A 12,262-nucleotide genomic window follows, 5' to 3' on the forward strand; every position below is an offset into this window, starting at 1 on the left:
CCCTATGCCACGGGTATCAGGCGGTGTCACCCGAGCAAACAGGGCGAGGGCAAAGAAAAACCACGGAAACAGGCGTATTTCCGTCGTTTGTGTCACAGGATATGCCCGGCTGTCAGTTCGTCAGCGTGGCGATGCTGCCGGAGGCCTTGCGGGCGATTTCGCCGAATGCCGTGACGATCCCGTTCATGTCTTCAGGGGCGTAGTAGTTGTCGAGGCTCGATGCGCAATATTGCAGCAGCGACTTGCCCTTGTCGGGAGCCATGAAGGCGACGCTGAAAATCTTGATGCCGTCGGCTTTCGCCGTAGCGCAGACATTTCGCACCGACTGGTCGTAGCTGGAATTCCAGCTTGCGCTGCTTCCGGTCATTTCCCCGTCTGTCATCAGAACAATGTAGCGCTCGAAGGATTCACTTCCCTTCGCCTTGTGCTGCTTTGCTTCTTCGGGATTTGATTTTTTGAGAGCGTCGTAGGCTTTTGTCAAAGCCGCCGTCGCGTCCGTGCCGCCCGTCGGGAACTGCGGGATCTGATTGACGTACGTGTTGACGCTGCCCGTGCCCCATATCATCGCCTGCGGTGTAAATGCCTTGGCCTCGTAGGCGATGGCGCCTGTGCGGACCAGTTCGGAGCCGGAGGTTGTGTATGTGGGATCGGCCTTGTTCAGGGTGGTGACCAAGAAGGAAACGGCTGTTTTCAGCGAGTCCATCTTGTTGACGTAACACGGGCTGGATGTGGCCTGCTTCTCGGTTTGACCCCAGTTGTCCTTGGTATAGTTGGCGCAGGATTTTTTCGTGGTATTGATCGTGTCGGTCTTGAAAGACATCGAGCCGGAGCGGTCGAGAACCAGATACATGGAGAGCGGTGCGCCCTTGTTGACACTGGCCTGTGCGGTGCCGGTTGCGGAGATGTTGATGGTGGCTATTCCGAGAAAACCCAGGAGCGGGTTCAGTTTTACGCTCTGACGAATTGTCGTGTTGATGATGAAGGTCTTGCCGCGTGCATCGTCTCGCGTTGTCAGGCCGATGGTGGAATTCTTGTCGAGTTCTTCCTGCTCTTCCTTGGTAAGCTCGTTCTCCATCTGGCCGATGATGAATTTCCTGGCAGTCTCCTTGATTTCGTCATCGCTCGCTTTGCCTTCCTTCAGGCGTGCGTGCGTGACCGCCGCCAGTGCTCCCGCGTCGGCGGTGTTCTGGAGGTCTGCCTTCACCTGCATCACATTCGCTAGCTCCATTCCCGCGCCCGCAGCGCCAAGAAGAACCGGTAGCAATATTGCGGTCATGATGCCGAAGTTGCCGGTGGTGTCGGCAAGAAAACGGCGCTTCAGGGATGTCTCTGACGGCAGGGTCATGGCGCGCTCACAGGCTGAGTGGTCTATTGAGCGCAGCTAACTCTCAAGCGATGTAGAAACCGCTAATGAAAAAAATGCAATTTTATTCAGTGATCAAATCGGGGCAGTTTTCAAAGTATCCGCAAGACATTCCCGCTGTATTACAGCAGTAGATCCACCCGTCTCAATTCTGGACAGGGATAACGTCTACGGCCTGCTTGGCCTGCTGGTTGCCATAGCCCTTCAGCACACCGATAACCGGCGCCACGTCGGAATAGTCCCGTCCGTACCCGACAACGATGTGATCGCACCCGGCGACAATATCGTTGGTAGGGTCAAGCTCGATGTAACCTGTCGCCTCGCCGCACCAGACACGAACCCAGGCATGCATAGCATCCGCACCTTCAAGACGTTCCTTGCCCGGCGGGGGAATGGTGCGCAGAAAGCCGCTGACATAACCGGCGGGAATGCCAAGGCTGCGCAAAGCCAGGATCATGATGTGCGAAAAATCCTGACATACGCCGCGCTTGAGCTTGAATGCCTCCGACGGCGTGGTGTCGACGGTCGTCGCTTCGCCATCGTAGGTGAAGTCTTTGTAGATGCGCTTGCACATCGCGAATGCTATTTCCCGGATCGTCATGCCGGGCTTCACCATTTCTTTGGCATAGGCTGCGATTGAAGCGTCGATCCCGATCCGCGGGCTTGTTCCGGCGAAGTGATGCGGTGACTGGAAATCCACAGACCAGACGTTTGCGAGCTCCTGCGGCAGCCGGGAAAGCTCCGGCGAGAAATCCGCCGTCAATGCAGGCTGCTCCACCATGACGCGTGCTTGCATGCGAATATCCAGCTTCTCATGCGGCGCCCGCACATACACTGTGGTTGCCGGCTGACGGAAAAAATCTTCGAAAACCGTTCGCTCTTCCGGTGTCGGGGAAACGGTGATCGATCCGGCGATCAGTCTCTGGCGGCCCGGTATGGACAGCGGCAGCACACGAATGACATGCCGTCCGCCATGTGCCAGCGTGTCGTAGGCGTAACCCATGTGCAGGGAAAGATCGTAGAGCATCGGTTATCCGAGATAGGTGCGTGCCAGAACATCGGACAGATGCTCCAGATCTTTTTCGAGCTGTCGATAGATTGCGGTATTCATGCCTTCCGGCGTCATGACGGCAAGACCGGAATGAAGCCGCATCGTCTCGCGATAGAATGGCGACATCTGACCGTTGACGAAGGCGTTTGGCAGCTGCTCGACTTCCGTGCGGATTTCGTTCAGCTGGAACAGGATCGAGCGCGGGTTGAGGGGGTCGAGCGCGAGCAGATCGGTCACGGTCAGCCCGGCGGTGTTCACGTTGTAGCGGCGGCGATGGGTCATGACGCTGTCGCCGATTTCGAGCATCATGTCATAGGCGCCATCGGGCGCATCCGGGCCGGTCATATGACCGAGAAGCCGCGTCATGTGCAGCCCGCGCTCCAGATAACGGCCAATCGACAGGAACCGCCAACCGGTGAAACGGTACATGTTTTCATGCACCAGACCGGCAAAACCCGCCACTTTGCGCAGCAGAATGGTCATGGCATGGGTGGCGTCGTCACCGGGCGCAACCTTGGCATGGAAGCGGCGCGCGGTTTTGGCAAGATCGTTCAGCGCCAGCCATCCGTCCGGCGAGAACCGGTCGCGGATGTTGCTGGCGGAGTAAAGCGCGCTGTTGATGTTGGTCAGGAGGCTTGCGGGAACGGCATCGTTCATCTCGATGTCGAGCGTTTCGAGATACCGTGTGACATGGGCAAGAAGTGGCTGCTTCGGATCGGCGGATTCGGCATAACGTCCATGCCAGGCGCGCAGGATGCGCAGTGCGCCTTCCGACCGCTCGATGTAGCGGCCGAGCCAGAACAGGTTGTCGGCAGCGCGGCTTGGCAGGCTGCCCGGCATGTTGCGGGTAAAACTTTCTTCCGCAGGCAGCAGCGAGGTGCGTTCTACTGGCTTTTCGCTGACGATCCAGACGTCGGCGGCGCTGCCGCCCGATTGCATGGCGATGGCCGAGACATCGTTGCTGCTGCCGATGCGCGCAAAACCGCCGGGCATGATCTGCCAGCCGTCCTGTGTGCGGGCGGCAAAGACACGAAGGCTCATCGGGCGCGGTACCAGTTTGCCGTCGACATAGGCGGGTGTGGTGGAAAGCGTCACGACCTCCTGGCCGACCAGCCGGTGACCGTCGGCTGCGAGCCAGTCGCTGATCGATTCCTTCGCCGTTTCGCGTAAGGAGGACCCAAGGACCGACTGTCCGTTGTCGTCGAAAAAGGGCAGGCGGGAATAGGCCGGGCCAATGACCATGCGCTCGATATTGCTGGCGACATTGCGGCGTTCCGATTGCTGCCCGCACCACCAGGTCGCAATGGAAGGCAGCTTCAGGTCCTCACCCAGCAGATGACGGCAGACGCCGGGCATAAAGGCCAGAAGCGCGCGTGTTTCCAGGATGCCGGTGCCGAGCGCGTTGACGATGGTGAGTGCTTCGTTGCGAAGCGCCTGTACCATTCCCGGGGTGCCGATGTGAGACTGCTGGTTCAGCTCTAGCGGATCGGAATAGGAGGCGTCGAGACGGCGCCACAAAACGCCGACAGGCTTCAGACCGGCGACCGTGCGGACCATGACGCGCCCGTTGACGACAGTCAGGTCTTCGCCTTCCAGCAGCATGAAGCCGAGATAGCGGGCGATATAGGCGTGTTCGAAATACGTTTCGTTCGCGGGGCCGGGGGTCAGAACCGCGATGCGGTCATCCGGGTGCCGACGATGCGACTGCAACGTGTCGCGGAACGCACCGAAGAACGAGGCGAGGCGATGTACGTGGGTTTCGGCATAGATGTCCGAAAAGGCGCGGGTCGTCGCGACGCGGTTTTCCAGCGCAAATCCGGCACCAGAGGGGGCCTGCGTCCGATCCGCCAGTACCCACCAGTTGCCGTCCGGGCCTCGGCCGATCTCGAATGAGCAGAAATGCAGGTAATGACCGCTGGCCGGCTTGATTCCCACCATCGGCCGCAGATATTCCGGGTTGGATGCGATCAGCGCCGGTGGAATGTGGCCTTCCGCGACCAGCCGGTTGTCGCCGTAAAAATCGGCGACCATTGCTTCCAGAAGGTCGGCACGCTGTTTCAGGCCGTCGGAGAGAACTGCCCACTCCTTTTCATCGATCAGAACCGGGATATGCGAGATCGGCCAGTTTCGCTCGCTGCTGCCCTTGCCGTAGTCGCGATAAAACACGCCTGCATCGCGCAGATATCGGTCGGTTCGGGCAAAACGCTCGTGCAGTTCCCGTTCCGACATGCGTGAAATGGCACCCAGCAGATGCCGCCAGACGGGCCGAACCTTGCCGTCGGTTCCCAGCATTTCATCGGCAATACCGGGCAAGGCGGCATAATCGAACCCACGTGGTCGCAGGTCCGGTTCCGTCTTGTGTTCGGTTGCCGTTGCCGGTGCCGGGGCTTTGGCCACTTTATACTCCGTAAGGGCGGCGCAGATCGAGTGTCAGCGGAAATTCCGGAGAAACGGTTTCCGGCATCAGGGGATACTGACCGGCCGTATGTCCCCATGGCTCGAAGCGTGCGAGACGCCGCGCTTCGGCTTCGTTACCGTTGACGGGAAATGTCTCATAGTTGCGCCCGCCCGGATGAGCAACATGATAGATACATCCACCAATCGATCGCCTTGACCATGTATCATAAATGTCAAACGTCAAGGGCGAATTGACGGGCAGGACCGGATGCAGCCCGGAGGCGGGCTGCCAGGCCTTGAAACGGACGCCCGCGACCGAAACGCTGTGATTTTCGGTTGCCGTCAGCGGTACCGCACGGCCATTGCAGGCCACGGTGTAACGCGACGGATTGGACGTTTCGAGGCGGACCTGAAGACGCTCCACCGAGGAGTCGACGTAACGGACCGTCCCGCCGATGGCACCCTGTTCGCCCATCACGTGCCAGGGCTCCAGCGCCTGGCGCAGTTCCAGTTTCGCACCCTCGTATTCCACCTCGCCGAAGAAGGGGAAGCGGAACTCCTGCTGCGCCACGAACCATTCCGGTTTGACGTCGAACCCGTTTTCCCGCAGGTCTGCCAGTACATCGAGAAAGTCCGCCCATATGTAATGCGGCAGCATGAACCTGTCGGCAAGCGCCGTGCCCCATCGCACGAACTTGCCGCTCGCCGGGTTTTTCCAGAAGCGGGCGATCAGGGCGCGGACCAGCAATTGCTGCGCCAGCGACATGCGGGCATTCGGCGGCATTTCGAAACCCCGGAATTCGACCAGCCCCAGACGTCCGGTCGGTCCGTCCGGCGAAAAGAGCTTGTCGATGCAGATTTCGGCGCGATGCGTATTGCCGGTCACATCGACCAGAAGATTGCGGAACAGTCGGTCGACCAGCCATGGCAGGGGCGGAATGCCTTCGCCCGGTGCCGGTATCTGCGCGAGTGCTATTTCCAGTTCGTAGAGACTGTCGTGGCGCGCCTCGTCAATGCGCGGCGCCTGGCTTGTCGGACCTATGAACAGTCCGGAAAACAGGTAGGAGAGCGATGGATGCCTTTGCCAGTGCAGGACGAGGCTCTTCAGAAGATCGGGACGGCGCAGGAACGGGCTGTCGTTCGGATTGGCACCACCCACGACCACGTGGTTGCCGCCGCCGGTTCCAGTGTGGCGGCCATCGATCATGAACTTGTCGGCCCCAAGCCGCGACTGGCGCGCCTCCTCGTAAATCGTCGTGGTGATGTCGACGCAATCCTTCCAGTTCGAGGCCGGATGAATATTGACTTCGATAACACCGGGATCGGGTGCGACGCGAATGACATTCAGCCTCTCGTCGTGCGGAGGCGCATAGCCCTCGATATGCACCTGCAGCCCAAGACTTGCCGCGGCACGCTCCGTGGAGGCGATGAGGTCCAGATATTCCTCCAGCGTCACCGTGGGCGGCATGAAAACGCAAAGCCGTCCGTCCTTCGCCTCGACGGAGATGGCGGTGCGGATATAGCCGCCAATCTCGGCCTCGGTCGAACGCTGGCTTGGCTGGGTGCTGGCTTCGAAGGGCTGGAAATGCGCAGCATGTTGCTGGTGGCCCTTGTCGCTGCGGAAATCCGGCAGCGGCTGTCGTTCGACGCTCGGGTCAAGAGGATTGATGTAGGGATACTGCGACGGCGGGATCCACGGCAGGGAATTGAGTGGCAGGCGATAACCGACCGGGCTGTCGCCGGGCACCAGAAAAATGCGCCCGCGCCGGGTGTGCCATCTTTCGCTGACCCAGCGCCGCCCGGTGGCACGGCTGTTCCAGGCCTGCACCGGCAGCACATAGCCCGTGGGGCTCGTCAGACCCCGCTCGAACACCTTGGCCAGGCGGCTTCGCTCTTCCGGATCCTTGAGCTTAGAATTTGCCGGATCGACGTTTTCGGGAAGGTTCGCTTCCTTCAGGATCCATTCGCCGGGATCTTCGAAGGCGGGCATGACCATATCGGGTTCGATATGCAGTTCGGTGGCGATGGCGCCAAGCAGCCTGGCGGCGTCGCTTTCGTTCACCCCGGTCTGGACACCCTCCTGTGCAATGAGAGACGGGTTATGCCAGACTGGCAGGCCATCTCTGCGCCAGTAGAGAGAAAAGGTCCAGCGAGGCAGACTTTCTCCCGGATACCATTTGCCCTGCCCGTAGTGCAGGAAGCCCCCCGGCGCGAAACGTTCGCGCAGGCGGCGGATCAACGTATCGGCCTTTTCACGTTTTGTCGGCCCGACGGCGCCCGTGTTCCATTCTTCCGATTCAAAGTCATCGATCGAGACGAAGGTTGGCTCGCCGCCCATGGTCAGGCGGACGTCATGGGCCGTCAGAACCCGATCAACCTCTTCGCCCAGCGCATTCAGCTCATCCCAGCTTTCGTCGGAAAACGGCTTGGTGATGCGCGGTGTCTCGGCAATGCGCCGAACCAGCATGTCGAAGTCGAACGCGGTATTGGCCTGCCCGAAATAACCGCCGGAAATCGGCGCGGCGTTGCGATAATGCGGTGTTGCCGCAAGTGGGATGTGGCTTTCGCCGGTCAGAAGGCCGGAGGTCGGGTCAAGGCCAACCCAGCCCGCGCCGGGCAGATAGACCTCCGCCCATGCGTGAAGATCGGTGAAGTCGACCTCGGTTCCGGAAGGGCCGTCCAGCGCCTTGAGATCAGGTGTCAGCTGAATGAGATAACCCGAGACGAAGCGGGCGGCGAAACCGAGATGCCTGAGAACCTGTACTAGCAGCCAGCTGGTGTCGCGGCAGGATCCCTTGCCGGAGGCAAGCGTTTCCTCGGGCTCCTGAACGCCGGGTTCCATGCGGATGACATAATTGATCTCCTGCTGGAGACGGGCATTCAGGCCGACGACCATATCGACTGTCGGCTGATCGGGCGAACGGTCTATGGTCGCCATGAAAGCGGTCAGCAGGGGTCCCGTGGGTTCGGGCCTTGTGTAGATCGACAGATCGTCCCGCAGCGTTTCCGTGTAATCGAACGGCCATTTCGTCGCCGTTTCCTCGACGAAGAAGTCGAACGGGTTGTAGACCGTCATATCGGCGACAAGATCGACCTCGATCTTCAGCTCGGTTACAGGGTCCGGGAATACGAAGCGGGCGAGATAATTGCCGTAGGGATCCTGCTGAAGATTGACGAAATGATTGGAAGGAGAAACCCGGAGCGAATGGCTGATGACGCGGGTTCTGGAATGGGAGGCAGGCTTCAGTCTTATGATTTGGGGTCCGAGGCGGACCGGATTGTCGTATTTGTAATGCGTCAGATGATAAATGCTTGCTTTAATCGCCATCTTTTGCCTTGCCCGGTTTTTCCGGCTTATGCGGTTTGTCCGCCCCTCTGAAATTACTTGGATTTTGTGCAATGCAGGAAAAGAAAGCAAGGATCATTTCATGGGCAAACTGTGTTGTCGCCGGCGCATGCGATCTGCCGGAGGTATGGTACCGCACCGGTTTTCAAGGTTTTTGCCGCAGGTGTGGACAAGGTTGAACGGCGTGTTATTGCTTGGCCTCTCAAGGCCGGGATTGTGACCTGCCTCCTTTGCAACTGGGAAGTTTCGGAATCGAACGAATGGCATCCACGGTAACCGACGGCCAGCGCAAAGATGCGGCAAACATCACGGGCTTCGATCTCGATTTTCCAGCTCAGCTGCGGATGATGGGGCGGGCGTTCTGGACGTCGCCTGTCCGCAACCGGCTCATTCTGCTTTCCTTTGCCCTGCTGACGATCATTTTGTTGACGGCCTACGGACAGATCCGCCTCAACGAATGGAACGCGCCATTCTACAATGCGCTGGAAAGGCGTGACCTCTCCGCTTTTATTCATCAGCTGGAGGTGTTTGCCATCATCGCCGGTGCCCTTCTGCTGCTGAACGTCATCCAGACATGGCTCAATCAGATGACGGCGCTGAACATGAGGGAAGGCCTTGCCAAGGACATGGTCGACCAGTGGTTGAAGCCGGGGCGCGCCGCGCGGCTGGCGGGTTTTGGCGCAATCGCCATCAATCCGGATCAACGCCTGCACGATGATGTTCGCAACCTGGCTGAAAGCAGTACGGCACTTTCCATTGGGCTGGTAAACGCCACGATCCTGCTCGTCAGCTTTATCGGCGTTCTGTGGACTCTGTCGGCCGGATTTGCGGTCAATATCAACGGCAATCTCGTTGCCATTCCCGGATATATGGTCTGGGCGGCGATCCTCTACGCAGGGTCCGCTTCCCTGCTCAGCAATCTTGTCGGCCACCGTCTCGTCGGGCTCAATGCCGAGCGCTATTCGAAAGAGGCGGAACTGCGGTTTTCCCTGATGCGGGCGAGCGAAAACCTGACGGCGATCGCGCTGGCACGCGGCGAGAAGAATGAGCGCCGGCGCATCGGCATCGATATCGACGCGGTGCTGGGTGTCATCCGCGGCCTTGCCATGGCGCTGACGCATCTGACCTGGGTATCGTCGGGATATGGATGGCTGGCCATCGTTGCGCCGATCCTGATCGCTGCCCCGGTGTATTTTTCCGGAAACCTGACATTCGGTGGCCTGATGATGGCGGTTGGAGCCTTCAACCAGGTCAACACGGCGCTTCGGTGGTACATCGACAATTTCGGTCCCATCGCCAGCTGGAAGGCCACGTTGCAGCGCGTGTCCGTCTTTCGCAATGCGCTCATTCAGATGGACAAGGTGGAGCAGCATGGGCTGACGATCGAACTTTCGCGCGTCGATGCGGATCAGGGAATCCGCCTGCAATCGGTGGAAATCTGCCGCGATGCGGGCGGTGATAATCTGGAACGGGGCTTCCGGTTGCGCGAAACCGATGTGAAACTGGGACCGGGCGAGCGATTGATGGTCAATGGAGAGCAGGGCGTCAACCGGCGCCTGTTGTTTGCCGCGATGGCCGGTTTGTGGCCTTGGGGGCAGGGCAGGATTGAAATGCCGGAGCAATCCGACACGCTTTTCATTGCCCAGCATGGATACCTGCCGTCAGGTTCGCTACGTGAAATTCTTGCGTATCCGCGCGCGCCGCAACGCTTTGCCGATGAAGACTATGTGACCGCGCTGACGGCCTGCGGGCTTGGAGACATCGCATCACGTATCGATGAAAGCATACGGTGGGACAAGAAGCTGGATTCGGATGAGCAGGCCAGCGTCAGGGTAGCGAATGCGCTGCTGCTCAAGCCATCGTTCCTTGTGATAGACGATCTGCTCGAAGGACTGGAGAAGTCGACACAGGACAGGCTGGCCGATGTGTTGAGAGACATGAAGGAAACCGCGATCATTTATATCGGCAGGTCGGAAACATTTTTGTCGGCAATGTCACCGAATATCGCCCATCTCGATCTGATCGTCTCAAAGGACAAGGAGCCAAAGCCGGTCAGCGCTTCGAGCTGATTTCCCGCTGCGATGGTTCAGAGACGCAGGTGCCAGCTATCGGAGTTCAACGGTTCCTTCTTCGCGAAGGTGACCGGGCTTGCGGGGGTAATCTGCGCGCGCAGAACGAGCGTTCCCGTTGCAATTGTCAGGAATACCGCACCGGCAACCGTCAGAACGATCCGGTCGTAACGCTGTTGCGTGGTGTGATTGCCACTCCAGTCATAAGCCATGCGTTTTGCCCCGTCTGTTTGACGAGATCCTGCTGGATCATGGTTAATCAAGGCTTACCAGAGCCTGGTATTCCTTGCTGTTTGCGAAGGGCTGCTACGAAAAAACGGCTATTGGCTCATGCAGCGGGGTTCTTTAATGGCTTGTTCGGGAGGTTAGCCGAAAGGATTTTTTGCAATGGATCAGCAGCCGCCCGCAGATATGGAACTTACGCTTCGCACTCTCGCCATGCCCGCCGATGCCAACCCGGCCGGCGATATCTTCGGCGGATGGGTCATGTCGCAGATGGACCTTGCCGCATTCGTCCGCGCCAACGATGTTGCCGGTGGACGGACGGTTACCGTCGCCGTCAACGAAATCGTCTTCAAGAAGCCCGTCAAGATCGGCGATACCCTGTGTGTCTATACCCGCATCGAGAAGATCGGCCGCACGTCCATCACGCTCAAGATCGAGGCGTGGACCCGCAGGCACTATCAGGACTCGCGCGACAAGGTCACCGAAGCGGTTTTCATCATGGTGGCAGTCGACGAGAGCGGTAACCCCCGCGCAGTGGCAAGTGACAGCTGAACCTCGCCGAGGTGTCCAATTTGTTTATCAATTTTTGCCATTAAGGAATTGGAGAAGACGGGGAACGGGTTGTGACTATTCCAGGTGTTGTAATTGTTGGAGGTGCGCATGGTACGCTGGCACTCGCCCGCAGCCTTGGCGCCCTGAATGTGCGCGTCACCTATCTCACACATGATTCTCCTCTTCCCGGATGGTCGCGTTTCGTACACGAAACCATCCGATGGCCGGGACCGCATGATCCAGGCGCATTCCGCTTCCTGCGCGACCTCGCGGAGCGACCGGACCTGAAAGGCTCGCTTCTCATCGCAGCCGGTGACGGGGAGGTACAGCTTGTCGCGGAAAATCGCGAGCTTCTCTCTGTCTGCTACAAGATTGTTCTGCCGGACTGGACGGTACTCCGCTGGCTCTGTGAAAAACCGCTTCTCTACAGGCGCGCCACGGAACTCGGCGTCGCCATTCCCAGAACCTATGAGTTGAGCTCTCCTGCCGACGCTGACATCGCAGACATTGTTTTTCCGGTCGTGCTCAAGCCGAACATGGGTGGAGGCAACACCGCTCTTGCCAAGGCGAAGGTCATAAGGGCCGAGAACCTTGAAGAACTGAAACTTGCTTATCTCGATGCTGCCAGCCAGATCGGCGCCGGCAATGTCGTCGTTCAGGAGCTTATCCCCGGCGGTGGCGAAAGCCAGTTCTCCTATGCGGCGCTGTGGAAAGACGGCGAGCCGGTCGCGGAGTTCACGGCGCGCCGTACCCGCCAGTATCCCGTCGATTTCGGTTATACCAGCACCTACGTCGAAGTGGTGGACCAGCCGCAGGCGCTCGAGGCAGCCAGAAAGATCCTCCGTTCGGTCGGGCATAGCGGATTGGTCGAGGTTGAATTCAAGCTCGACCGCAGGACGGATACGCTGAAGCTTCTCGATGTGAACCCGCGTCCATGGTCGTGGTTCGCCCTGTGTTCGGCAGCGGGCGTGGATCTCGGAGCCATGTTGTGGCGGATCGCCAATGATATGCCGCAGCAGCGATCAGCCGACGCTCAACAGGGCGTTGCATGGTCCTATATGGTCCGTGATTTGGTTGCCGCATTCACGTTGCGCAAGCGTGGCCAGACCGGTGCCGCGACGACGTTTCCGTCTGTGCGGAAGGCCCGGTGCTGGGCGGCGTTTGCGTTCAACGATCCTCTTCCGGGCCTGATCGACCTGCCGCTGACGGCGTGGCGGGTGTTGAAGAAGAGGGTTCTGCCATCCATGAGATCGGGATAA

General features: G+C 59.3%; 8 protein-coding genes. 3 read left to right on the forward strand and 5 right to left on the reverse strand.

The genetic code is table 11. From position 1 onward, the window contains the following. Positions 1-112: 112 nt before the first annotated feature. The 4 genes from N7578_RS03520 to N7578_RS03535 all read right to left on the reverse strand — a co-directional run bounded on the left by N7578_RS03520 (position 113) and on the right by N7578_RS03535 (position 8,139). The gene (locus N7578_RS03520; RefSeq protein ID WP_311108919.1) at positions 113-1,345 is read right to left on the reverse strand and encodes a TadE/TadG family type IV pilus assembly protein; all 1,233 of its coding nucleotides are present in this window, start codon (positions 1,343-1,345) and stop codon (positions 113-115) included. A 163-nt stretch (positions 1,346-1,508) separates the two neighbouring features. Continuing rightward, entirely contained in the window at positions 1,509-2,390 is an 882-nt protein-coding gene (locus N7578_RS03525) for a transglutaminase family protein (RefSeq protein ID WP_311108920.1), read from the reverse strand. 3 nt (positions 2,391-2,393) lie between these two features. Then, complete coding sequence (locus tag N7578_RS03530) at positions 2,394-4,811, reverse strand: circularly permuted type 2 ATP-grasp protein (RefSeq protein ID WP_422646665.1); 2,418 nt, start codon at positions 4,809-4,811, stop codon at positions 2,394-2,396. A 1-nt stretch (position 4,812) separates the two neighbouring features. Then, positions 4,813-8,139: a transglutaminase family protein gene (locus tag N7578_RS03535; RefSeq protein WP_311108921.1), complete on the reverse strand. Its 3,327-nt coding sequence runs from the start codon at positions 8,137-8,139 to the stop codon at positions 4,813-4,815. A 278-nt stretch (positions 8,140-8,417) separates the two neighbouring features. Here N7578_RS03535 and N7578_RS03540 point away from each other — a divergent pair, with 278 nt between their 5' ends. Further along, entirely contained in the window at positions 8,418-10,226 is a 1,809-nt protein-coding gene (locus tag N7578_RS03540; RefSeq protein WP_311108922.1) for an ABC transporter ATP-binding protein/permease, read from the forward strand. A gap of 17 nt (positions 10,227-10,243) precedes the next feature. On the opposite strand, the gene N7578_RS03545 is transcribed toward N7578_RS03540, so the two are convergent. Further along, positions 10,244-10,438 carry a hypothetical protein gene (locus N7578_RS03545; RefSeq protein WP_311108923.1) on the reverse strand — a complete coding sequence of 65 codons (195 nt, stop codon included), beginning with the start codon at positions 10,436-10,438 and terminating at the stop codon, positions 10,244-10,246. Positions 10,439-10,613: 175 nt separating this feature from the next. On the opposite strand from N7578_RS03545, the gene N7578_RS03550 reads away from it, so the two are divergent. Then, the gene (locus N7578_RS03550) at positions 10,614-11,003 is read left to right on the forward strand and encodes an acyl-CoA thioesterase (RefSeq protein WP_311108924.1); all 390 of its coding nucleotides are present in this window, start codon (positions 10,614-10,616) and stop codon (positions 11,001-11,003) included. 71 nt (positions 11,004-11,074) lie between these two features. Then, the gene (locus tag N7578_RS03555) at positions 11,075-12,262 is read left to right on the forward strand and encodes an ATP-grasp domain-containing protein (protein ID WP_311108925.1); all 1,188 of its coding nucleotides are present in this window, start codon (positions 11,075-11,077) and stop codon (positions 12,260-12,262) included.

The sequence above is a fragment of the Agrobacterium tumefaciens genome (assembly GCF_031801495.1).
GTDB lineage: Bacteria > Pseudomonadota > Alphaproteobacteria > Rhizobiales > Rhizobiaceae > Agrobacterium > Agrobacterium tumefaciens_K.